Genomic DNA, 24768 nt, shown 5'->3' with positions numbered 1-24768 from the left:
TGAGGTGGAATCTAAAGGAAGCTGGAGGCAAACACTCGCACTGACGAACAGAAACCTTATATGAAGGCTGAAGAGGGACGGATGAGTCTGCCTAACAAGACAAAGTCCAATACTGCACGAATCCCATACAGTAAATGAGGCAGTGACATGAGTGGAAGGTTATCGCACCTTACCTGGGGAGATCTGTCTAGCGATACAGATGTATCGTAGTAACAACGAATAGACAGAAGTCAGCCAATTTATTTGTGACGAGTAATCGCAGGAACAGAGGTCATAGTAGGGAAAACGTACCGAAGGACCGAACAATATCAAATACAAAGTAAAGACTGGAGGTTAGAGGAAGCGAAGACTACAGAAAACAATGGAAACATTGGCAATCTGCGGAGGGATAAGGTGGAACCGAAAGAGTATGTAGATGTGTAGAGCTTTCTTCTAGGTTAAATGAAAGAAATGTATGGTAAGTCTCCATCACTGATGGAGCTCGTTGTAAGAAAAGAAAATTTACTCGAAGCAGTCCAAGTCGTTAGACGAAATAAGGGCGCTGCTGGAGTAGATGGCATGACAGTTTTTGAGGTTGAAGGCCATATTGAGAAGTATTATCTGCCCTTAAGGCAGAAGCTGCTTGATGGGACATACAAACCTCAACCTGTTAAACGGGTTGAAATCCCGAAAGCAAACGGTGCGAAGCGCAAGCTGGGCATACCATGTGCACGTGATCGTGTGGTACAACAAGCAATCAAACAAATCATTGAACCCTATATCGACCCCTATTTCCTTCCGCAAAGTCATGGGTTCCGACCAAATAAAGGAACACATACAGCGCTGAAACAATGTGCCAAGTTCTATGAAGAAGGATATAAAGTGGTTGTGGATTGTGATTTAAAGCAATGCTTTGACACGTTGAATCACGACAAACTCATGTACCATCTTGAGCAGTTCATCAAAGATAAGATGATACTCAAGATTATCCGTAAGTTCTTGATGAGTGGTGTAACAGACCTGTCTGGCGAATTCGTAGAAACTCATACAGGCGCACCGCAAGGTGGTGTATTGTCACCCCTTCTCAGCAATGTATACTTACATGAACTGGATAAAGAGATTGAAAAACGAGGACACCGATTCGTTCGATACGCAGATGACTTTGTCATTTATGTGAAATCGAAACGAGCAGGGGAACGAGTCATGAAAAGTGTGACTCGTTTTATTGAAAAGGACCTCAAACTTATCGTTAATGACGAAAAGAGTAAAGTGGGGTCTCCCACTCGTTTAAAGTTCTTGAGCTGTCTGATGATGAAAGTAAATGGAACCTGTCGTTTTATTCCTACAAAAGAAGCCAAGAAGAAGTTTAAGCGTACATTAAAACGGCTAACGAGTCGTAAACGTCCAGGAAACTTCATTACTGTTATAAAGGAAATCAACCAAGTCACAAGAGGTTGGATTGGCTACTTTGGATTAGGATTTATCAAAAGATTCATATCAAACGAGATAGAACCATGGTTACATCACAGACTCAGACAGCTTATCTTAAAAAGATGGAAACGACCGAAAACAAAGATAACGAAGTTATTAGAGTACGGTTTAGATGAGGATAGCGCAAAACGGATTGGATTTTCAAGAAAGAAATACTGGCGACTATCCAAAACGCCTGAAGTTCATTGGGCACTTACAAACGAAAGACTCCACCAGTGGGGCTTAGTTTCACTAAGCCACCTAGGGGAGTCTGCTTACAAAAGATATTGAACCGCCGTATACGGAACCGTACGTACGGTGGTGTGAGAGGTCGACAAGTCAATTAATGGCTTGTCTCCTACTCGATTCAAAACAGTATTCACTTATTTTTCAAAGCTGCAACTCGTTTGTTTCCTTTATATAAGTCAAAAATTGTCCAGGCTAATAGTAATAAGACTAGAAAAACAACTACATATGCTATGGAATCTGCTAGGAGAATATCGAAGGAAGATGCAGTATCTCCAAAGAATCCTTCGATTTGTCCTGGAAGCCCAATTAAATCTAAGCTTGTTAAACTAATAACAGAAATCCAACCAAATAATTTAACGAGTATAGTGTTTTTAAATTGTTTCCCCATTTCTGCTTGGCTATTTGTCATCATGAGTAGTGGAATCATAGAAAAAGGTAATGCAAAAGCTAGAAATACCTGAGAATCATTCATCAGAGTATTTAAAGCTTCGTGTTCTTCAAGTGTTCCTTTACCACTGGTTATCAAGACGCAAATCAGTACCGGAACGACAGATATTAAACGGGTAACTAACCTTCTCAACCAAATAGGCATACGCATATGGATAAATCCTTCCATAATAACTTGGCCGGTAAGTGTCCCGGTGATCGTTGAATTCTGTCCGGAAGCTAGAAGGGCAATCGCAAATAAAGTAGATAATAGTCCAGATTTAGCTACCGTAATCAAAAATCCATTGCTCAGAGTAGAAGGGTCAGAGAGCGCCTGATAAAGTCCAAAAAATGAAGGATCTTTTACGGCGCCGGTTTTAAAAACAGCAACGCCCATAACTAAAAGCAGTGCATTGACAAAGAAAGCCATCGTTAATTGAATATTTGAATCCCAAGTTGAAAACCGAACAGCCTGTGCTACATTTTCATTATCACTATGATCTATTTTACGAGTTTGAGATACAGCAGAGTGTAAGTACAGATTATGAGGCATCACAGTTGCACCGATAATGCCTAAGGCGCCAGTTAAAGGAGTCTGTCCACCGATTGCTGGTTCCGTAGCGAATGTTTTTGAAGTAGGAATCAATCCTTTGAAGGCTTCGGCCCAAGAAGGATCTGATAAAGCGACTTGATAGATGAATACAAAAAGAATAACAAGAATTAAACAAACAACCAGAGCTTCAATCTTTCTGAAACCAATTTTAGTCAATAAAAGTAAAAGCAATACATCAAAGACAGTAATAAAAACAGCGAATACCAATGGAATGTTGAACAGCAAGTACAATGCTATAGCTGCACCAATAACTTCTGCGATATCTGTAGCCATGATGGCTAATTCTGTCAAAATCCACAATACGATACCCAATTTCTTACTTGTCCGGGCTCGAATAGCTTGTGCGAGATCCATTTGGGTAACAATCCCTAGCTTAGCCGCCATATATTGTAATAACATAGCGATTAGACTAGACATTAAAATGACGGACATGAGTAAATACTGGAAATTTTGTCCTCCAGTAATGGAAGTCGACCAATTACCCGGGTCCATATACCCAACAGCTACTAAAGCACCAGGACCGGAGTATGCAAATAAAGTTTTCCAAAATCCTTTACCTTTAGGAATTGCGACAGACCCGTTTACTTCCTCTAATGACAGACCGTTGGAATGTTGAAAAATTTTTTGTTTATCCGAGTTATTGTGATTATGACTCAAGGTCATCACCCCTTTTTTATCTTTGTCTTTATCATACACCTAATTAAGGATGATCTAAAGAAAAAATAAGGGTAACCTAAAAATTATTCTAATTTTTTTATATGAGGGAAATTCAGCCTGAAACAAGAAGACAGAAACTCTGTTTTAATTTGAGGAAATGGATAAAAGAAGCAAGAATCACTAGAGGATTGTAAGAGAATAGATAGTAAAAATACCAGAATATTCTATAAAACAGGGATAGAATGATTCTGGTGTAATTGTATCATTTAGTTTTTTTCTGTTTTAAGGTTGATTATTGGTTGAAGTCTTTTGATGAAGAATCCCATCAAGGGGGCGAATATGAGCATACCAATTACCGTTCCTTCTCTCGCTGTCATTGGTACGTCTAAAGAAAAGGTTAAAAGCAAAGTAAAGAGGACAGCCAGAATATCGACCATTTGACGAATAACGGCAAATCGATAGTTTGTTCTTTTGGCTAAAGCCATACAGAACCCTTCCAAAGGAAATGTAATGATATTGAGGACCATAACTGTACTAACTGCAAAAGAGGCTAATACGGTACCGATTAAAAATATCACTAACGTAAAAAAATAGTTGTTTAAATTCAAAGAAGCAAAAAAAGTGTAGTAAAAGTAATTAATCAGTGTACCCAATAGGATACTAATAGGAATCTGCAATAACTGCCTAGGAGGGAAAGCTCTTTTTAAAAGAATCATCTGGCCAATTACACAGGATATATTCAGTATCATTCCTATCGTACCCACTTGAATTGTAGAAATATGAGAAATTGACTGTGCTATAGCATCCCATGCAGCTAAGCCAATAGCTGCTTTAATGGTTAAAGAAGCTGCAAATGCCACAAAGACCATAGAAATAAGCATGATACTAAATCTTTTTACTTGCTGCATGTTTATGTCTCCTTATGATAAGTATGATCTAAATCATTGTTGAACTATGTAGTGTATCTAAGTGCCTTAAGTGTATCATAGTTTCTATTTCAATTATAAAAAATAAGATAATTTTAAATATTCTAAAATTAAAGGAATCAGGAACTAAGAAAGAATCACAATTTTAGAAAGAATTATGTAAAATAGCTTAATGTTAACCGTTTAGTGTATAGATTGAAAATTTGTTACAATGAGAATAAATTAATTGATAGTGAAATCTACTATAACTAAATCACAATATAAGGAGCTATTTATAGAGTATGACGATATTTGAAGAAATAACTCAAGAAATTATGTCAGATCCGATGAACGAACTCTATACGAATAGAGGAGTGCCGCCACTATTTAAAGCATCCAAAGAAGCACGAATTGCTATAGTCGGACAAGCACCTGGACGTAAAGCTGAAGAGACTAATATGTTCTGGAATGATGCTAGCGGTGACCGCTTACGGGAATGGATGGGTGTCTCTCGAGAGCAGTTTTACAGTATCGATCAAATTGCGCATCTCCCGATGGATTTCTATTATCCAGGCAAAGCAAAATCTGGAGACATTCCTCCTCGCAAAGGATTTGCAGAGAAATGGCATCCTCAATTGTTAAAAGAAATGCCTAATCTTAAAACCATCATCCTGATTGGAAGCTATGCTCAAAAATATTATCTGGGTAAACGTCGAGAGAAAAATCTGACCGAAACTGTTCGTAATTATCAACAATATGCACCAGAATATTTACCACTGGTTCATCCTTCGCCACTAAATTACGGGTGGTTAAAACGAAATCCGTGGTTTGAAAAAGAGGTAGTACCAGAGTTAAGGAAACTAGTAGAGAAAGAATTATAAGGATTCTAAATTCAATTCTTTTAGTGTGGCGTCGATGAATTCTCTACGCATGAAGAAATCACTACCGTGCTTTTTAACGGCGATAATTTTTCCTTCGTGGGAGTAAAACCCTCCATAGATTTCTGGATGTTCTACAGCTGAAATGACTGGTTGAGCACCTTCCTCAGCTGTTACAAATAACGGATCCAGCAACTTGAAAACGAGATTTCCTATTTTTTTGCTGACGTTATTTTTCCCAATGTTGGTTGAAACCATTCCTGGATGGACAGCTGTTGTTTTTAGTCCTTTATCAGAGTACATTTCATGAAGCTCTTGAGCTAAGTAAAGCGTACCTAATTTGGAACGACCATAGCCAGTGATCGGATTAAAATGTTTGGGATTGAAAAACGGCCGTTTCATTGGGGCGAATTTATATGCTCCAGAGGAAACAACAACGATCTGTTTTTGTTCACTATTCATTACTAATGGCAGTAATTCATGAGTTAATAAAAATGGACCAATGTAATTTGTTGCCATCATTAACTCATAACCATCAGTACTATCTTGTCTAGAAGTTGCAACCATACCGGCATTGTTGATCAAGCAATCAATATGATCAAATTCATTTTGAATTGTCTTCGCAGCTTTTCTGACAGAAGATAAATCACTTAAGTCACATTCTATAATGGTTATATTTAATTTTATATTTGATTCTAGTAATTCTTGTTTTAATTTAGTTGCTTTTACCAAATTTCGACATAGTAACAAAATACTGCTGAATTGAGTTGCCAAGACTTTTACTGTTTCACGGCCGATTCCAGAAGTTGGTCCCGTGATTGCTAATATGGATTCAGACATATTTTTCCTCCTATATTTATGTTTAGTACTTAACACTATTAATTTAACAATATTTGAAGTAAAAAGATACTATAGAATCTTTTATAATATGAAAACATAATTAGGTTTTGCATGGTATATTTTATGTAGAAGAATAAAGGAGGTAAGTTAGATGACAGAAAATTGTTCCTGGCCTGGTCAGGATCCACGTATGATTGCTTATCATGATGAAGAGTGGGGTGTTCCAACCAAAGATGATTCATATTTATTTGAATTGATTACTTTAGAAGGAGCGCAATCTGGATTGTCATGGAGTATTGTATTGAATAAGCGTGAAGGGTATCAAAAAGCGTTTCACCAATTCGATATTGATAAGTGTGCCCAGCTTTCGGATGAAGAACTGTTAGAAATTAAAGAAAATGCACAAGTCATCAAACATATGAATAAAATTCAATCAGTTCGTAAAAATGCTCAAGCCATTCAAAAAATCCAGCAAGAATATGGTAGTTTTGCTACTTATTTATGGAGTTATGTAGATAATGAACCTATCGTGAATCAATGGGAATCTATTTCTAGCATTCCTGCTCAAAATGAACTATCCGTTAAATTAAGTAAGGATCTCAAAAAGAGAGGTTTTAGCTTTGTAGGACCGGTAACCATGTATTCGTATATGCAAGCAGTTGGTATGATCAATGATCATATAGTGAGCTGTCAATATCACCCTGCAAATCAATAAAAGATACGGTTAGTCATAATGTTGGAAAAGAAATTTTAAATAAATAAGATTTAGATGAGTTTCGTAAAAATAATGAATAAACTTTCTTCCTTGTGATTAATGAATCCTATTAGAAAAGATACGTAGTAAAAGTTGAATTTAGTATTTTTACTACGTATCTGGTAATGGTAAATAATTGTATTCTTTTTAAATACATGTTACTCTGATAACCGTTAAAATTGGAGGATAGTCTACATGGTAAATAAGTTTAAATTCATCTTTTTATCTTTTTTAGGATTCGTATTTTTTCTAGTTCCGTTTGAAATTGCGGGAGAGAGTAGTATTATGATTTCTCATACTGTTAATTTTGTTACGGGGAATTTTTTTGATTTATTCATTCTTTTCACTCGTCTTTGTGCATGGATCGTTATGATTGGAACGGTCATCTTCACTTTCTATACATCGCAGAACAAATATCTTAATTCTGTATTCAAAACTTCTCCATTCAATATATTTCTAAGAGTAGCGGGTTCATTTTTATATTTGATGGTTGTTAATGGCTGGTTTGAACAAGCAGGAATCGCTCAAGTGATATTGGATGGCGATACGGGTGGCTTGATGGCTGGAGAAGGCGGTCTACTTACCACCTTATACATTACCTTCTTCGTTGGAATTCTTGCATTGCCGCTGCTCACTCACTTTGGTGTTGTAGAGTTTCTTGGAGTATTGCTTGGTCCAGTTGTGGTAAAGGTATTTAAGGTACCCGGTTACTCTACAATTGATGCGATTGCTTCGTTTGTAGGAGACGGAACGATTGGTATCGTGGTAACAGATACGCAATATCAAAGAGGTTACTATAGTAAAAGAGAGGCTTATGTCATTGCAACAAGTTTTTCAGTAGTAGGGATTGCTTTCGCAGCTGCGGTAGCACAAGAGTTAGGATTCAGTTCGATTTTCCCTATCTTTTATGGTTCTATCATTGTAGTTACTTTGCTACTGGCTTTCATAACAGCGCGATTACCGCTTAAGAAATTTCCACAGACATATTATGAAGGAAAAACGCCTAAAGAAACAGAAATACCAGAAGGGAAATCTATCTGGAAACATGCGTATGATTCAGCGATTGAACAAGCAGATTCAACTTCAGTTGGAGAAGCATTCAAGGAAGCCTTCAAAAACATCGTCAATATCTACGTTAGTTTTTTACCTGTCATTATGGCGATTGGAACCATTTCACTGATTATTGCAGAATATACGCCGTTCTTTGCTTTTATTAGTGCCCCCCTTGTCTATGTTTATGACTTTATCGGGTTTAGCACTGAGGTAGCCAGACAAATGGCGCCAGCATCTGTAGCGGGATTTGCGGATATGTATCTGCCGGCATTGTTCATTACAGAATCAGCTTCAGAAGCTTCAAGATTCTTTATTGGCGTACTGGCATTTACTCAACTTGTTTTCATGTCTGAAACGGGTATGATACTCGTTAAGACAAAAATAGGGTTGAATTTCTGGGATGTATTGAAAGTTTTTCTTTTCAGAACTATTATTTCCATTCCCATACTTTTAGCTATTACAAACTTACTTGCTTATTTGGGCATTATCTCATTTTAAGTAGCGAATCGTTAATAATCACTCATACACTAGTTAAGATAGGTGAATTTATTCATCTATCTTAACTAGTGTATGATTTTTTTTATAAACTATTTACAACTGTTAACTACTGTTATATACTGTTTATGAATAGAGAGGGTGTATAAGGCAACATGAAAGTTATTATCCAGCATAACTCAATGATTCCAATTTATGAACAGCTAGCAAATAAAATAAAGACAATGATTATAGAAAATGAAATGAAAGAGCAAGAATCACTCCCGTCTGTTCGTATGCTAGCAAAAGACTTGAAAATCAGTGCGTTGACGGTGAAAAAAGCTTATGATCAACTTGAAAAAGAAGGGTTTATTACAACTATTCATGGAAAAGGTAGCTTTGTTTTGCCCGTCAATAAAAATGTTAAAAAAGAAGAGATGCTAGTGACGATACAAGAAGAGTTAGAACAAGTCATACAAAAAGCCAAACACTCGGGTATTTCTAAAGAAGAGTTTCAGAAACTAGTATTAATGATATTGGAGGATGAATAGCTAATGATCGTCATGGAAAATGTAGTTGTAGACTATACTAAATTCAAATTGAATTGCTCTTTACAGGTCAATAAAGGAATGATTACAGGACTGGTTGGGGAAAATGGGGCAGGGAAAACGACTGCTTTTAAAGCCTTGCTTGGTTTGATCCCAGTTGATTCTGGTACAACAAAGATAGATGGCATTTCTGTAGATCAGCTAACATCAGAAAATAAAGAAAAGATTGGAACAGTTCTCTCCGATTCCTTCTTTAGCCCAGCTTTTACAATCAAGGATATAAATAGATTATTGAAAAATTTTTATCAAGAGTATGATGAAAGTTATTTTCTAACTAAATGTCAGGAATTTAACTTACCTTTGAACCAAAAAATTAAAGAATTTTCAACAGGTATGCAAGGGAAATTAAAAACTTTAACCGCATTGTCACATAAAGCACAGATCTTAATATTGGATGAACCGACAAGTGGACTCGATGTGAGTGCTCGATATGAGATTTTAGACATATTGCAAGAATACCTAGATAAATATCCAGAAAGCTGTGTACTGATTAGTTCTCATATATCCACTGATTTGGAAAGAATCTGCGATGATATCTATTACTTGAAACAGGGGAAAGTACTTTTACATGAAGATACAGACGTCTTGTTGGATACGTATGGAATTTTGAAAGTAGAAGAAACAATGACGGATAAAATCGATCAGAGTTTTCTGTTATACCGTAAACGAACGACTTATGGTTATGATTACTTAACAAACCAAATGTCCTTTTACAAAGAAAATTACCCGAATTTAATTATCGAGAAACCATCAATTGATCAAATTCTATTGATGGTCATGGGAGGAGAAGAGATATGAAAGGATTATGGATTAAAGATCTATTAATGCTTAAAAAACAGTGGAAATTATTTGCTTTATTCATGCTGATTACAGTGTTTAATGGATATGCCAATCAATCAGTTGATATCGTATTTATGCTAATGAGTTTCTTCTTTGTCACGGTAGCAACCACAACCATTCTTTATGATCAAGAAAATCAGGGATTTACCTATTTGTTTACTCTACCAATCAAAAAAATGAAATATGTCATTCAAAAGGAATTACTGATTATCTTTTTGATCTTAACATCTATTATTATGTCCCTGTTTTTTGTGGGGGTTATGGTTCTATCTCAAGATAACTTTACCATAAGTGGTGAAAAGCTTATTTTGCTCTCGTCTGTGGCTTTGTTGTTTGGCTGTTTGACGGGAAGTATATTAACGCCATTGTATTTGAAATTCGGAAGTGAACAAGCGCGTCTGGTTGTTCTTATCCTGATGGGGACTATATTTGGAGGAGGATTTTTAGCTCAGAAGACAGGATTCATCAGTTGGCTTACTAGTAATGGGTTTTTAGATACCATCTCAACTATGTCTGCTATTCAATTAGCAGGCGTCAGTGTGGTTATCGTGGCGGTTTTCACCAGTGTTTCTGCTGTGATCAGCGAGCGCGTTATTAAGATATAATTATTTAATATTTCAATACACTCATCAAAGAAGATCCATTAATACCCACTGAATAAAGTCTTTTAGTTGGTTATTGATTGATCCTTTTTATATGAAACATTTGACTAAATAGAGTTATAATTTTTAACAACATTTTATACGTCTTTCTTACTCTATTAAAACAGGTTATACTGATTAATAAGAAACTTATTTTAAACTTGAGATAGATAATAAGGAAGAAAAGAATTACTGGAGGAAAATAATGAATAATAATGACCGGTTAGTTAGATTAAGGTATGCCCTGGATATTAAAGATGCAGATATGGTGGAGATCCTTACATTAGGCGATAAGAAAGTAACTATCGAAGAGGTTCAGCAGATGCTCGCGAAAAGTAACTATAGTCAGTCGGAGACAGATGAAGAGGCTTATAAAGAAAATGAGTATATGAAAAAATGTGATAATGCTACACTGGAAGCTTTTTTGAATGGACTGATTATCTATAAACGAGGCAGACAAGAAGCTAAGCCAGGGGAAACTAAAAAACATAAAAGTATGATAAAAAATGATAGAAGTATTAATAATGTTTTACTCAAAAAAGTAAAAATCGCGCTATCACTGACCAGCGAAGACATGTTGGATATATTGGATGAGGCCGGCGTATTTATTTCAAATAGTGAATTAAGTGCCGTACTGCGCAAAGAAGGCCAACGAAACTATAAAGAATGTGGCGACAGATATGCCAGAAACTTTCTAAAAGGATTGGCACTAAGATATAGAGATTGATTTAATAAATAACGAGTTATCAAAGCAATCAAGCTGTTAAAGGTGCTTGAATTCAACTAAAGAATTTGTAAATCTGTAGAAACCATTAGAAAATCATAAAGTTATCTCAAAATATTTAATGAGATAACTTTTTTTTATGCCTGCAAATCAAATACTTAAAATTTACGAAGGATGTTATATGTACCGGGGATAATAAGAGTAGATAAGCTCTACTTTAGATCATTCAAAATTATCAGGTAATTCTTTTCAAAAAAATCTTTTTATTAAATCTATCTATATCATTCTTCTGTAATACTCTGAGTGACTTTATAAAGGTGTAAGGTATCATTTAGCTGACCTTTATTAAGGTCTTCATGTTCCTTTATAGGTGCACCCATTGTGATAGTTAGATATTCTTGATTTTTTATCAGTCCAACTGTTACCCAACTTTGCCCTGCTTTACCAGTAATGCTTGACTTCCCTCCGATTATCTTGAATCCTTCTTGAACTTCACTTTCTAGTTGTTTAAAAACTGGTGAGTAGAGCTCAATACCATTTGGATGTTCTACAGTTGAAGAACTTTTGTATGTTTCGGCTGTGAAAATCGTTTTGAACTGCGGATTTTCTAAAGCATAATCTAAAAGTGCTGCTACGTCTGAAGCTGTTGTATACTGTTCTTGATGATGCCGACCTTCTGGATTTGTAAAATGTGTATCCTTTAAATGAAGTTCGGTCGCTTTTTGATTCATCAATTGAACAAAGCTATTTACATCACCACTTGTATGAATAGCTATAGAATTAGCTGTTTCTCCACCTGAACTGAACATCATTCCGTATAAAAGATCTTCATAAGTAACCACTTCATCTGGAGTGAATCCTGCCATAGGGAAATCAGCTGCCGCCATTGCATTATAGGTTTTATTATCGATAGAAACAGGTTCGGTTAAATCATCACTCTCTTCAAGGGCAACAATTGCTGTCATAATCTGCGTTAAAGATCCAGGAGAGATTTTGCTGTCCATTGATTTCTGGTAAGTAGTACTCTGTTTTTCTCTATTCATTATATAAATATGTGGGCTAGTGTAATCGTGCGCATACAGTTGAATATCAATTCTGTTCCCAACAATTATAACAGCGGGAATCAATACAATTATCCCAACTAATAAACCCTCAATAAAGCTCCGAAATTTTGTCATGCATCTCTACCTTTCTTTTTTACAATGAAGTGCTATATGCATATGATAGAGAAAACAATTTAAGAGAATTATAAGATAAAATGAAATATGTTAAGAAGTAGTGAGAACTATAAAATCTACTCCAATTCTTCTATGAGGAATTTGTCAAAGGTTCACACAGCAAACTACTTTATTTAATTTAGAATAAGTTAACTATTCTAAAGAAGACCAAGTATTTTCATATAATTTCACTGTATCTTCTATTTGTGCGCGATCTGGATGACTGAGATCGTTAAGCGGTGCGCCCATTACGATGGAGATATATTCTTCTCCGTCTATTACCCCAAGAGTAGCCCAGTTCTGGCCGGCCTGATAAGTAGTACCAGACTTCCCACCAATGATACTGAAGTTACCCAGAAAAGCCTCTTTAACCTGTTCGAGAACCGTTGAACTTAAGTAAATGCCGTTAGGATGTGATGAGGTAGAAGTGGTTATATATGTTTCGGTTGTAAAGATTTTTTTGAACTGCTCATTGTCTAGTGCATAATCCAAAAGCTTAGCCATATCTGAAGCAGTTGTATACTGATTTTCGTGATGAAGACCTTCAGGATTCATAAAATGAGTATTTTTCAGCTTTAATTCAGCTGCTTTTATATTCATCAGTTGTACAAAGTGATCAACATTACCACTTATACTAACAGCTAAAGATTTAGCTGCTTCACCACCTGAACTTAAAATGGTCCCATAAAGAAGGTCTGCATAAGTCACTTCTTCACTTGGTGAGAACCCTGCCATAGACGAGTTGGCTTCAATCATTGCAGAATAAGTATTTTCGTCAATTTTTGTTAAGTCAGAAAGTGAATCAATTTGCTCAATAGCTATAATGGCTGTCATGATTTTAGTAAGAGAAGCGGGGTATGCCAAAGTATCGGCTGCTTTTTTATACATTATAGTATTCGTTTTTCTATTCATCATATAGATGTGTGGGCTGACATATTCCCCTTCATGTATTTTTGTATCATGTTTGTCACCGATCATAAAAATAATGGGCACAACAATTATAGCGCCTAATAAACAAGCCTGTATAAATCTTTTGATCTTTTTCATACATCTCTACCTTTCAATTTAAGAATAATCGTCTTAAATATTATCGTAGATAAAGATGCTTAAAAAAAACTTAGTATAAACCTTAAATAACTCTTAAATCGGTTCTTTCTGATCAAGATTTAAGGGTAAGCGGACTTCGAAAACTGTTTTGATTACATCACTTTCAGCCGAAATTTGCCCTTCGTGCTGCTTGACGATATTTTTAGCAATGAAAAGCCCCAACCCAGTACTATTTTCTTGCTGTGTTCTAGAATGGTCCCCTTTAGAAAACATATCAAATAAATAAGGTAGATAATCATCTGGTATAGTCGCACCATAGTTAGTGATACGAACGACAGCTTCATCCTGATCAATGAAATGATGAATATCGACATATTGCCCATCTGCACCGTAACGAATTGCATTGGTTAATAGATTTTCAAATACGCGAGCAAGTAAATCACCTTCTCCTAAAATCTTTATCGGGCTTTGCCCAGTAATTCTGGCAGTTAATTCACTTTCCTCAAACAAAGGATAAAGTTCTTCTTTGAGTTGATTGAGCAGATCTGATAAGTCTAGCGCCGTTTTTTTGACTTCGAACATACCGTAATTCATACGTGTCACTTCAAATAGTTCATCGATAAGTCTTTCTAAGCGCTTAGATTTATTATGGGCAATTGATAGATAATGTTGTACCTCTTCGTCTGTTAGATCTTCGTCTTTTATAATCAAATCCAAGTACCCTATAACAGAGGTAAGAGGAGTACGCAAATCATGCGCTAAGTTCACAATGAGTTGGTTTCGACTGTTTTCGGAAACTTTGCTTTGTTCAATTGCTTTTTCTAATTTCTTACTCGCTGAATTAATGTCTGTAGCGATGCTTTTAAACTCATCATTCGAATTAATCTGAACCTCATGTGTGAATTCACCGCGGGCAAGAGAGTGTAGGCCACTTGAGATCTCAGAGAAATAACGAGAGTACGGTTTAGTCAAAATATAGAAAAATATAAAAGAAAGGGTGATAAAAAAAATGAAAAAGACATTGAAGTCTCCTATATTTCGTAGAATTTGACGAAAATAACTTGAGAAACTTCCATATAGAGCATTATTTTGATAGTATAATTTCAGTAAAAAATAAGCTAAATACGTAACGATACTAGAAAGGGTCATACTTAATAAAAAAGTTAGTATTAATTTTACCCGAAAGCTGAGTAGTTTTTCATCCATTGAAGGCATAGCCCACACCCCAGACTGTTTTGATCCATTTATCTTTCTGTTGATCTTCTTTAAGTTTTTTTCTAAGCGTTCTAATGTGCACCATTACTGTGTTCGCATCGTCAAAGTACGCTTCTTTCCATACATGCTTAAAGATGTTCTCAACACTAAATACTTTTTTAGGATGGCTGGCAAGTAAATACAAAATATCAAATTCTTTCGGAGTAAGGTTGATAGATGTATCATACAAAGTGACTGTTCTGTAGTCTTGAGAAATAATCAAGCCTCTATGTTCGATTTCAGTAGAAGCATTTTCTATTGGATAATTCAGCTTTGTGTATCGGCGCAACTGTGCATTCACACGGGCCACTAGTTCAATTGGTGTAAAAGGCTTCGTCATATAATCGTCCGCACCGATTGCAAGTCCGTGCACTTTATCAAAATCGGATGTTTTTGCACTTAAGAAAATAATTGGCATATTATAATTTTTTCGTATTCGATTGATTGCTTCATATCCATCCATTTCTGGCATCATAATATCAAGAATCAGCAGGTCAATCGAGTTTGTTTTAATTAGATGCAGAGCTTCTTTTCCGTTTGCAGCTTTATATATAGTATATCCTTCTTTTTTTAAATGAATTGCAAGTAAATCGGCTATTCCCTGGTCGTCATCTGCAATCAAAACATTGATAATATCCATTATAATAACTCCTATATGGTGTATTTGTGTTTATATAGTATTCAGTTTAACAATAGCATATGTTTAATAACAGTCAATATTATAAAAGACACTTTTCATTTGAAAAGTGTCTTTTAAGGATTAAAACTTCTTCTGGGGATGTCTATCAATAATATCAGAATATTTTTCCAATAATTCAAGTCCTATCGGGGTTAATTTGTATCCTCTGATATTAAACATTTTTGCCAATTCGTCTTCTAAATAAACGCCTTGTACTCTTTTCATTAACTGACCTTTAGTTAATTGAGTATACCCTTTAACATTCTTATCTTTTAACAGAGCCCTCAAATGAGCAGCATTCAAATGTGTGAGGGAGGCAAAAGCTGATAATTCTATTGCATAATGCTTTTCCTGCACTTCTTGTAAAGCTTGTTCAGCATTAATGCCATAAGTATATTCAAAATATTTAGGAAACACTGTTTCATTGGTAAATGTCGAAAAACTGATTCGCCAAAGCAGGATTAAATGTCCCGGAAGAATACCTTCTTCTAGACGTTTCATATTACGTTTAGGAACGAGAGATTCTGATCCGATCTTAACAGCTTTCAGCCATTCTTCTAGATCTCGGTCTGGTGAAATATAAGGAGCTTCATCATGCTGATCATATAGAGACAAAACTTTCTGAACTGTTTCATCTTCTAAATCTAAATGACTATTCTGTAATTCAATATTATGTGTATTCATAGCTACAGCTCCTTTTTATGTATGATAGTTGTACCCTCATTGTACAAAAGAGCCTATAGCTAAGCAAGACTAATAAAAGTGAAATTTGAATCATTTTGTACAGTGAAATTTCTATAAATAAATGAAAATTAAACTTGTACTACTTATCAACTTTGTAATTTGATAAGATAGGGGTAAATAAAGCTTAGTCAAATAAGTAGGGAGGTAAACTATGTCAAAGAAGTACTGGTTAAGTCTAGGGTTATCTTTGAGTTTGTTAATGGTAGCGTGTTCAAATCAGGGGAACGAATCGTCAGATGATTCAATGGAAGTTTCTGATGAGCAATTAAGTGAGGATATGGACATCGACATCGAGACAGAAGAAGGTGCTGCTAGTGTAGAGCAAAACGAACCATTGATTGGCGAAAAGGTTATCAAGTCAGTTGATGTAGGATATGAGACGACGGATTTCCAAGAGAGCATTGACTATATTGAAAAAACTATCGAAAATCATGGCGCTTATATTGAATATTCAAATGAATGGAACGATTCAGCTGATCAGCAGTCTCGAAGTAAGGACTATACGCTGCGTGTCCCTACAGAATCAATGGACGCATTCCTCGATGAACTAGAAGGAATGGACGCATATAAGGAAAACGAAATGATTAGCAGTGAAGATGTCACTCAGTCGTACCGCGACACAGAAGCTAGGATAAAAGTATTGAGCAATAAAGAAGAGCGGTTGAATGCTTTGCTGGAAGAAGCAGAATCTGTAGAAGTAATTATTCAAATTGAAGATAGCTTAAGTGAGACAATCGCTGAACGTGAATCTCTTCAATCTATTATAGAAAATTATGACAGTTTAATCGATTATACTATGGTTAATATTACTTTGACAGAGCGCTCTACTATTGCAAATAATCGAGGAGAAGACAGACCTTTCCTTGAAAGAATAAAAGAAGCCTTTATTAATTCAGCTTATACATTCTTCTACTTCCTGCAAAATATGGTAGTTTGGATTGTTTATGTTTTACCATTTATATTTGTAATCGGAATGATTATTTGGATTATATTTATATTTAAAAAGAAGAAACAAAACAAATAATTATTAAACGTTATAGAATGTAAGACTTATGATGGTTAGAATTTAAAATAGTTATTCTAACCTCCGCTGTATAGTGTAATAAAATAAACTGTAAAGGAGTTTTTTTAATGAAAGCATTAATTGTTTATGCTCATCCAAGAGAAGAGGGACTGAATAAAGGGATATTGGAAACTGTGGTGAAAACATTGGAAAAACAGGGCCATGAAGTAACGGTTCGTGATTTATATAGAATGAACTTTGATCCTGTTTTGTCAGGTGAGGATACGATTCATATTGAAGAAGGTCATTTCGTCAGAGAGAAAGAGACTTATCCAAAAGATGTGGAAATAGAGCAACAGTATATTTTGGAAAATGACTTTTTGATCTATATTTTTCCTATTTGGTGGAATAGTTTCCCAGCCATTTTGAAAGGATATATCGATCGAGTCTTTGCTTATGGATTTGCTTATAGTTTTGAAGATGCAACGGTCAGCAAACAGTTTTCTGGGAAAAAAGCCTTATTTTTCAGTACAACCGGTCAACCGCAAACACCGAAAAATGAACCGGATACAGTATTGACGCAAGCGATTAAGACGACTACTTCCGGCTGGATATTCAATGCGAACGATACAGAAGTTATAGACCATATCTTTTATGGACGTGTGCCCTATTTGACAGATAACGATTTGGAAAATGTTTTGAAAGATGTTGAGTATCGGATAGAAGCTTTGGATAAATTTCTTTAAGACCTTATTTTACTGGTTAATACAGAGAACAGAAAAGATAGATATTAATATGAATATAAAAATAGAAGAGATAGAATCAAGACAATAGCATTTCGTATGATCATTCAGCAGGATTTAAATTGACATGCTGCAGCGAAGCTGTTATATTACAAGTGAAATAAATCAAGCACCTAATTTTTGGGGGACGAATTTGTGAGTGTAATAGGTATCTAAATCATAAGTTGAATAGCTAGTAGGCCTTTTTGGGGTTTATTTAGCATGCTTATAAGTGATACCTGTCGAACATATACAATTTTTGTATTCTTAGACGATAGTATGTATGACTATCGTCTTTTTTTGTGCATATTATTATTAGGTGCAAGGTTTATTTAGCACAGGTATCTCTTTTCAAAGAAGGGAAAGAGAAAAATGATTACCCAAGAATCAATAGGGAAAGTGCAATTTGACGTCATTATAAAAGAAGTTCAATCGTATGCGATTGGTGAATATAGCAAAGAAATAATCAAAAAAGCAGAACTTGAATCAAACCTTATGGCTGTAGAAACGAAACAACAAGAAACGGCAGAAGCGCGTATCATTGTGGACAGTGGGCAATACGTTCCTTTTATGGGCTTGCCTCATATTCATTCTTTAATGCAGCAAGTTGAAAAAGGATTACTATTGCAACCGAATGAACTAGTAGAGGTTGCAGACTTTTTACGAAGTAATCGAATGATAAAAAAGTTTTTTGAAAAAAATCGGCATCAAACACTTTTACTTTATGGATATAGCAAAAATTTATCTGATTTTTCTGACATTGAGGAATCCATTTATAGTAAAATCAGGCATTCGAAAATTATAGATGATGCTTCTAATATTTTGCGTAAAGTGAGGAAGCAATTGAAAGAGAAGGAGCAAGAGATAGAGGCCAAGCTGTGGAAGTTTATTAGACACCCGCAAAATAAAAAGAAAATTCAAGAGTCTCTAGTTATTAAAAAGGAAGAGCGTTACACTATTCCAGTTAAGTCTTCTTATAAAAATACGATCCAAGGAAATATTGTAGAACAATCAAATAAAGGAACAACGGTGTATGTTGAACCATCTGCCGTAACAAAGTTAAATGAACAGTTAATGATGCTAAAAGCTGAGGAACAAGCAGAAGAATATCAGATATTGGCTGAACTAACAGGATATATTAATGAGAAAGAAGAAAGCATCAATCAGGCTATTGAAATGGTTACTTTCTTTGATGTGATTTTTGCACGAGCGAAATATAGTAAAGCAATAAATGGTATTACGCCATTGGTAAATAAAGAAGAGCGAATAAAAGTTGTTCAAGGAAAGCATCCCTTACTCTTTGAAGAGGCTGTGCCACTTGATTTTTCATTGGGTATGAATTATAGAGGGCTAGTGATTACTGGAGCAAATGCTGGTGGAAAAACAGTCGTTTTGAAAACGATTGGATTGCTTACATTAATGACAATGTTTGGTTTACAGATACCAGCTGAAGAAGGAACAGAAATTGCAGTGCTTGATCAATTCTACGTAGATATCGGAGATCAGCAAAATATTGAAAATGCCTTGAGTACGTTTTCTGGTCATATGAAAAATATTGCAGAAATTTTAAATAAAGTTGGTCGGCACACGTTAGTATGCTTAGACGAAATTGGAAGTGGAACGGAACCGAATGAGGGGGCAGGTTTAGCCATCGCTATATTAGAAACCCTCTACCAAAACGGTTCGTTAGTAGTAGCGACCACACACTACGGCGAAATAAAAAGATTTTCGGAAGAGCATGAGGATTTTACTCCAGCTGCGATGGCTTTTGATGAAGATACGCTAGCGCCGCAGTATCTTCTACAAGTTGGGAAAACGGGAGATAGTCAAGCTTTGTATATTGCAAAAAAAATGAATATGTCTCAATCCTTAATCAAACAAGCGGCGGTTTTTATTAGAGAAAAGACCTATCCGACAGTGAAAAAAGAATTTGTGCATCTAGAAAGGCAAAAAAACAGATCATCAATAGTAGCGAAAGAGGATCGATATAAAAAGGGAGATAGAATTTCATTAACTGAAACAAAAGAAGTGGGCTTAGTATTTACTGACGAAGGGATGGATACAATTCAAGTATTTGTAAACGAAGAGATAAAAGAAATATTAAGGAAAAGAACTCGATTACAAGCTTCTGCAGGTTTGCTTTATCCAGAAGGATATGACTTAGATAGTTTGTTTATCGATTTTCAAACAAGAAAAAGAGCAAGAGATCTTGAGCGAGGATCTAAAAAGGCGAGAAAAGAGTTAGAGAAAGAGGCAAAAATCAGAAGGAGCAAAAGAAATAGAGAATAGAAGGAAAATATAAGAACTTACTTTTGTAGAGAAATTAGCCTCTCTAAATTACAGGATACAAAGTAGCAAATCTGTGAAAGGAATAAAATAAAAGAAAAAGTATCTCATAAATTTATCTTTTCTATTAAGAAAGCTTCTACTCAACAGAACCTTTTATTTAAAGTATAGGAAAAAGCCTACTTTCTGTAAACGGTTCGTAAAAAAGCTGACCTCGGTACCATACCGAAGTCAGCTTTTTGAGTTCTCATTGCTTGCGTTGCGCTAGTTTAATATCCTTGATGTCTTTTAAGGGATCATTTTAATTCTTAAACGGATTGATCAAGGCATTCAGTAATTATTCAAGTATACGGTCATTACCATCATCGTATCTTCTGCTAGAAACTTTTCAGACATTCTGAAAAGTAAACATACTCAACAAAAATCCCCAACATAAATTGTACCAATTAAAAAGCCTTAGTAACTGAATATATACCGTTACAAAATCTAAAGACACAGAAGATATGAATATAAAGTAATGAGTGTGGAAAGAATAAAACGAATACGGACTAGTTGTACTGGGAAATCTGCCCTTGCAGTCAACTTAACTTTTCCCTCTTTTTAAATACCGTAAGAAATAGGCGATGAATTAGTTGTTAGAATAAATCATTAGAATATTATGGGAGTCTTCTATTAAGATCTTACCAGGATGCTTAAAAGGGATTAATACAAAGAAAAAATCTCCAGTACATCCGGCTGCGTGCATTGAAGCTAGTAAAATAAAAGAAAAAAGATTAATCAAATTAAAAGAAAATAAAAGCGTTAATAACAAAGTAATCAATATAAATGGAGCAAGACAGATCCAGGTAAACTTGGATCTAGAGTAACGAGCACCAGGAGCCGTCGCATATAGACATCCTTTTTTGAACCCGTATTTTATGATTGCCTCTTTATTAAATAGTTTACTGAAAAGTCCATGAATGAGTTCGTGAATAGAAAGAATAACAAAAAATGTTAACAGAAAAGGAATAAGATAAATTAGGTCATTAGCACTTAAAGAAAAACTGAATGCATTGATTTCTGAAATACGAGTAGCCAGAAGGGTAAATAAAAACAAAAAAAGAATAAAAAGTAGCAGGCTAATGAGATTTAAACTAAATAATAGCAGCTTATTACCGAGCAAATCGTATTTTTTGATTAAAGTCATTTGTAAATCGCTCACCTCCTTGAAATTGGTAGTAGACTTTTATGAATCGTTCAATAATTTTAGTCCTTATCCAAAAGTATAGAGTCCAAAATAAAACAAAGCAAGAGACCTTAAGAAAACAACATTATATATCCTATTCGACTTATAGATAAACTTTATAATAAGCGGTTACTATATCATAAGTATTTCTGATAAAATAATAAAAACTAAAAAAATGATTGGGAAGATAGGAGTAAGAAATGAAGAGATATTGGAATTGGCTAAGTATTAGCTTAAGGGCAATAATCTTACTATTTTTACCAGGCCTCTTAATATTTAATAATTTTTACGAAGCAATTTTTAAGGTTGAAATGAATTTGCACTGGGAACCTCTTCTTGTTTTCTTGTTTCCTTTTTTGCATTGGATGATCAAAAGATATGAACATAAAACCACTGAAGTGAAAGTAGAAGGACTGAACGAATTTGAAAGGGAAATTAGTCAAAGAAGATGGGAAATTCTCCTACACGAACGAAATAAAATAATCGTTAGACCAAAATTTGATTTTCCTTTCAATATTATATTGAGCGATAAAGTCGAGATTCATTATGGAAACAACAAAGCTGAAATTTCTGGACCTGGACATTATATTAATGAATTCGTTGAAGAAATTCAGAGCGAATTCAGCGATGAAACAGATAGAAAAATAATCCTGAAAAATAAATTCCGTATAGTTGCTTATCTCTTCTTTATCTTACTACCATTCTTGCTAGAAAGTGGAGCATATTGGGAAATGAAAGTAATCTATCATAATGCTTTTCCTGACTCAAACGAAGTTGTCACTCCAATGAACGGGCGTGTATTAGGGAATTCTATTGAAAACATTCATAACCTTGGCTATGCAGTCGAAAATGATAAAAATATATTTTACATAGACGACAACGAAAATATCGTTAAAACAGATAAAAAATTTGAAAATAAAACCAATGTGATTGAAAGTGATTCGCTGGACATAATTGAAGACTTAAATATTGTCGGTGACTGGTTATACTACACAGAAGAAGAAAGCTTAAACCGTGTAAAACAAGATGGTACAAATCAGGAGACCATTTATGAACTAGGCTATATGGGGAAAGTTCATATTACAAAGGACTGGATTTATTTTATAAACTTTGAAGATAACGATAATTTATATAAAATGAATCTAAATGGAGGAAAGCTACAAAGAGTACTAGATAAAGAAGTAAATGATATTGCCCTATATGACAGTGATTTACTGATCAGTTATACAGAAAGCGGAAAAGACAGTGTAGATCAAATGAACTTAGATAGCAGCGAAACTCATCAGGAATTCGATATAGAAGCTTCTAATATAATGAAGTGGAAAGACGACTATTACTATATTGGTGAGAACCAGTATCTATATAGAATGAAAGCTGAAGAACCTTCCATACCAGAGCTTTTGATTAAGGAAGAAGTAACACAGTATACCATCACAGATCAAGGCATTTTCTACGGTCTGTTTGAATATGATAATCCAACAGCTGATCCTTCAGATAGATTGTACAAAGCAAATCTTGAAGGAAAGGAAAGTGAAAAATTACTTTCTGGTGACGCTATAAGCGGATATGCAAAAGTTGGCGATTCAATTATTTTCCAAGTCTCTGATTATGGAACTTTAAAACTGAAAAGGTATGATTTGCAAACTGAAAAGATGGAAGACTTGAATCCTCCCTTGTAAAGAATTAGTCCTATCAGTCTTTTAAGGAATGAAAAATTATTATAGGGAGAATTAAGTATGAAGGACTATATAAAATGATTAAGAACAAAGGTGGGACATGAGAAAATATTGTTGAACTTTGTCGGTGGGATTCTTGTGAATAAGCAACAGGAAATCCTCTTACAAAAAAGAGGAGATAAAAAAACATGGGGACTACTTGGTGGAGCGATGGAGTTAGGAGAATCTGCTTCTGAAAGTCTGATAAGAGAATTTAAAGAAGAAGCCAATATTGATATAAATCCTAAAGAACTATTAGGTGTTTATACAAATTATATAGATTCATATCCAAATGGAGATATAGCACAGACGATTACAATTCTCTATTTAGTTGAACTTTCCTCAGAAGGCATCAATCTTGAATATACGAATGATGAAACGCTAGAGCTGAAGTTTTTTAGCTTCCAAGAACTGAAGAAAATACCAATCGTAAATAAGCAGCACGAAGATATGCTTAATGACTATTTTAAGGGTAATTTTAGATTGATTCGATAAAAGGAAGTCAAATTTGGAAAAAGATGGATGTACAAGAATAATGGTAACTCAGCATAGGAATAAGAGAGGTGATACTAATGGCTTTCGATTATGATTTAGACTTTGACAATATAAACTTTCGTGAAAACCCAGAACTTTACAGAGTCGGCAGAGGTGAGCAGGGCGTGTTGTTGGTTGAACCCTACAAGAGTGAAATTCTCCAGTATTGGCGCTTTAAAACGCCTGAGATCGCAAAAAAATCATCAGATAAAATCTATCAGATGTATCTGGACTATAAAGAAAATAATGACTTTGTAGGGATGGATATGGCAAGAAAGTTTCTGCAGATGGGTTATACCAGAGCTCGCCGGTATGCGAACTATAAAGGCGGAAAGAAATATAACCATAATGGAGAAGTAAAAGAAAGAGACATCAATAAAGAAAAAGCAGAATCAGCTGAGATCTTTGAAGAAAAATGGAAAATTGTACGAGAAGATGAAGACTATCTGAAGCTGAAGAAGGAACATCAGAAGAAGTATGAATAGATAGAATATACAAATTTATACTTGTACTGTAATAATTCATGTGGGAAGTTGTTTCATAATGCTATTAGACAATCTTATTTTGAAGGAATATCATTCATTAATTTTACTATAACTAAATGACCAACATCAGAGTAGAAAATACTGCAATAAATATCATAATAGTTAGAAAGACCATAAGTATTAACTTAGTTGTGGGTCTAGCTTTAAGAGAAGCTTCAGTCGATACTTTCCACAACATAATTAAAATACTAAGTAACATGAAAAAACCATAAATTAGTCCATCTTTCATAAATATAAATGCCTTCCCTATACTAAAGTATATTTTTAAAACTAGTTGCTCTATCTATGTGTAAAGTTTATGTAGGAAATGGAAAAAAATAGGGTAGACAAAAAGAAAGAAGACCCTTAATCTAGAATTTGCGGAAACTAGAGAGAAAGAGGTCTTCTTTACGATGGAAATTATAGCACAAATGATGGGAATATTAGAAGAGTCGAATACACTTTTAGAGGCAGAAATCTTATTTGAGGAGCTTTTCAGACAAAAAGCGGAGGAATGCTTTCAAGAATGCATGGAGCGTTTAGATAAAAAGTGTATTCAATCATACAAAGATCAAGGGTACGAGATAGATAGTGTAAGAAAGCGTACGATGCAATTTACCTTTGGGACCGTTGAATTTTCACGTAGA

General features: G+C 34.8%; 23 protein-coding genes and 1 pseudogene. 15 read left to right on the top strand and 9 right to left on the bottom strand.

The features are described from left to right. Positions 1 to 450 precede the first annotated feature (450 nt). Positions 451 to 1740, top strand: coding sequence for a group II intron reverse transcriptase/maturase (ltrA, locus tag BLT22_RS03685; RefSeq protein WP_091761041.1), 1290 nt, complete (start codon positions 451 to 453; stop codon positions 1738 to 1740). Positions 1741 to 1828: 88 nt separating this feature from the next. Here ltrA and BLT22_RS03680 read toward each other — a convergent pair whose 3' ends face one another. Then, the gene (locus tag BLT22_RS03680) at positions 1829 to 3400 is read right to left on the bottom strand and encodes an Nramp family divalent metal transporter (RefSeq protein WP_091760866.1); all 1572 of its coding nucleotides are present in this window, start codon (positions 3398 to 3400) and stop codon (positions 1829 to 1831) included. 260 nt (positions 3401 to 3660) lie between these two features. Next, the gene (locus tag BLT22_RS03675) at positions 3661 to 4302 is read right to left on the bottom strand and encodes a YczE/YyaS/YitT family protein (protein WP_091760864.1); all 642 of its coding nucleotides are present in this window, start codon (positions 4300 to 4302) and stop codon (positions 3661 to 3663) included. A gap of 299 nt (positions 4303 to 4601) precedes the next feature. Between BLT22_RS03675 and BLT22_RS03670 the strand changes: the two genes are divergently transcribed. Further along, positions 4602 to 5180 (top strand): uracil-DNA glycosylase family protein, encoded by a 579-nt coding sequence (locus BLT22_RS03670; protein WP_091760862.1) that lies wholly within the window; start codon positions 4602 to 4604, stop codon positions 5178 to 5180. Here the strand turns inward: BLT22_RS03670 and BLT22_RS03665 are convergent. Further along, entirely contained in the window at positions 5175 to 6017 is an 843-nt protein-coding gene (locus BLT22_RS03665) for an SDR family NAD(P)-dependent oxidoreductase (protein WP_091760859.1), read from the bottom strand. The two genes, BLT22_RS03670 and BLT22_RS03665, sit on opposite strands and share 6 nt — an antisense overlap. A gap of 151 nt (positions 6018 to 6168) precedes the next feature. Here BLT22_RS03665 and BLT22_RS03660 point away from each other — a divergent pair, with 151 nt between their 5' ends. From BLT22_RS03660 to BLT22_RS03635, 6 genes are all read left to right on the top strand, one after another. Then, a complete protein-coding gene (locus tag BLT22_RS03660; protein ID WP_091760856.1) occupies positions 6169 to 6732 on the top strand; it encodes a DNA-3-methyladenine glycosylase I in 564 nt (187 codons plus the stop codon). Between the two features lie 234 nt (positions 6733 to 6966). Continuing rightward, positions 6967 to 8322 (top strand): YjiH family protein, encoded by a 1356-nt coding sequence (locus tag BLT22_RS03655; protein WP_091760853.1) that lies wholly within the window; start codon positions 6967 to 6969, stop codon positions 8320 to 8322. A 152-nt stretch (positions 8323 to 8474) separates the two neighbouring features. Beyond that, complete coding sequence (locus BLT22_RS03650) at positions 8475 to 8849, top strand: GntR family transcriptional regulator (RefSeq protein ID WP_091760850.1); 375 nt, start codon at positions 8475 to 8477, stop codon at positions 8847 to 8849. A 3-nt stretch (positions 8850 to 8852) separates the two neighbouring features. Then, positions 8853 to 9704: an ATP-binding cassette domain-containing protein gene (locus BLT22_RS03645; RefSeq protein ID WP_091760847.1), complete on the top strand. Its 852-nt coding sequence runs from the start codon at positions 8853 to 8855 to the stop codon at positions 9702 to 9704. Further along, entirely contained in the window at positions 9701 to 10351 is a 651-nt protein-coding gene (locus BLT22_RS03640) for an ABC-2 transporter permease (protein ID WP_091760844.1), read from the top strand. The genes BLT22_RS03645 and BLT22_RS03640 overlap by 4 nt, the downstream gene beginning before the upstream one ends. Before the next feature lie 241 nt (positions 10352 to 10592). Further along, positions 10593 to 11114: a YehS family protein gene (locus tag BLT22_RS03635; protein ID WP_091760841.1), complete on the top strand. Its 522-nt coding sequence runs from the start codon at positions 10593 to 10595 to the stop codon at positions 11112 to 11114. A gap of 278 nt (positions 11115 to 11392) precedes the next feature. Here the strand turns inward: BLT22_RS03635 and BLT22_RS03630 are convergent, their stop codons facing one another. From BLT22_RS03630 to BLT22_RS03610, 5 genes are all read right to left on the bottom strand, one after another. Beyond that, positions 11393 to 12289: a D-alanyl-D-alanine carboxypeptidase family protein gene (locus BLT22_RS03630; protein WP_091760839.1), complete on the bottom strand. Its 897-nt coding sequence runs from the start codon at positions 12287 to 12289 to the stop codon at positions 11393 to 11395. Positions 12290 to 12481: 192 nt separating this feature from the next. Continuing rightward, complete coding sequence (locus BLT22_RS03625) at positions 12482 to 13375, bottom strand: D-alanyl-D-alanine carboxypeptidase family protein (protein ID WP_091760836.1); 894 nt, start codon at positions 13373 to 13375, stop codon at positions 12482 to 12484. 93 nt (positions 13376 to 13468) lie between these two features. Then, a complete protein-coding gene (locus BLT22_RS03620; RefSeq protein WP_091761038.1) occupies positions 13469 to 14581 on the bottom strand; it encodes a sensor histidine kinase in 1113 nt (370 codons plus the stop codon). After that, the gene (locus BLT22_RS03615) at positions 14574 to 15269 is read right to left on the bottom strand and encodes a response regulator transcription factor (RefSeq protein WP_091760833.1); all 696 of its coding nucleotides are present in this window, start codon (positions 15267 to 15269) and stop codon (positions 14574 to 14576) included. The genes BLT22_RS03620 and BLT22_RS03615 overlap by 8 nt, the downstream gene beginning before the upstream one ends. Before the next feature lie 120 nt (positions 15270 to 15389). Further along, positions 15390 to 15992 (bottom strand): hypothetical protein, encoded by a 603-nt coding sequence (locus BLT22_RS03610; protein WP_091760830.1) that lies wholly within the window; start codon positions 15990 to 15992, stop codon positions 15390 to 15392. A 211-nt stretch (positions 15993 to 16203) separates the two neighbouring features. On the opposite strand from BLT22_RS03610, the gene BLT22_RS03605 reads away from it, so the two are divergent. The 3 genes from BLT22_RS03605 to BLT22_RS03595 all read left to right on the top strand — a co-directional run bounded on the left by BLT22_RS03605 (position 16204) and on the right by BLT22_RS03595 (position 20126). Beyond that, positions 16204 to 17076 carry a DUF4349 domain-containing protein gene (locus BLT22_RS03605; RefSeq protein WP_091760827.1) on the top strand — a complete coding sequence of 291 codons (873 nt, stop codon included), beginning with the start codon at positions 16204 to 16206 and terminating at the stop codon, positions 17074 to 17076. Between the two features lie 107 nt (positions 17077 to 17183). Beyond that, positions 17184 to 17801 carry an NAD(P)H-dependent oxidoreductase gene (locus BLT22_RS03600; RefSeq protein WP_091760824.1) on the top strand — a complete coding sequence of 206 codons (618 nt, stop codon included), beginning with the start codon at positions 17184 to 17186 and terminating at the stop codon, positions 17799 to 17801. Between the two features lie 411 nt (positions 17802 to 18212). After that, entirely contained in the window at positions 18213 to 20126 is a 1914-nt protein-coding gene (locus tag BLT22_RS03595) for an endonuclease MutS2 (protein WP_407142170.1), read from the top strand. Positions 20127 to 20751: 625 nt separating this feature from the next. On the opposite strand, the gene BLT22_RS03590 is transcribed toward BLT22_RS03595, so the two are convergent. Continuing rightward, entirely contained in the window at positions 20752 to 21309 is a 558-nt protein-coding gene (locus tag BLT22_RS03590) for a DUF3267 domain-containing protein (RefSeq protein ID WP_091760821.1), read from the bottom strand. 239 nt (positions 21310 to 21548) lie between these two features. Here BLT22_RS03590 and BLT22_RS03585 point away from each other — a divergent pair, with 239 nt between their 5' ends. The 4 genes and pseudogenes from BLT22_RS03585 to BLT22_RS03570 all read left to right on the top strand — a co-directional run. Then, complete coding sequence (locus tag BLT22_RS03585) at positions 21549 to 23027, top strand: DUF5050 domain-containing protein (RefSeq protein WP_091760819.1); 1479 nt, start codon at positions 21549 to 21551, stop codon at positions 23025 to 23027. Between the two features lie 90 nt (positions 23028 to 23117). After that, complete coding sequence (locus tag BLT22_RS03580) at positions 23118 to 23558, top strand: NUDIX hydrolase (protein WP_236048861.1); 441 nt, start codon at positions 23118 to 23120, stop codon at positions 23556 to 23558. 77 nt (positions 23559 to 23635) lie between these two features. After that, positions 23636 to 24082, top strand: coding sequence for a DUF4385 domain-containing protein (locus tag BLT22_RS03575; protein WP_091760818.1), 447 nt, complete (start codon positions 23636 to 23638; stop codon positions 24080 to 24082). Positions 24083 to 24534: 452 nt separating this feature from the next. Next, positions 24535 to 24768 (top strand): annotated as a pseudogene (locus BLT22_RS03570) (hypothetical protein); the annotation flags it as partial.

Source organism: Marinilactibacillus psychrotolerans (assembly GCF_900101525.1).
In the GTDB taxonomy this organism is placed as follows: domain Bacteria; phylum Bacillota; class Bacilli; order Lactobacillales; family Carnobacteriaceae_A; genus Marinilactibacillus; species Marinilactibacillus psychrotolerans.
The sequence above is the reverse complement of the archived record's forward strand: the minus strand, read 5'-3'. Positions and strand labels throughout refer to the sequence as shown.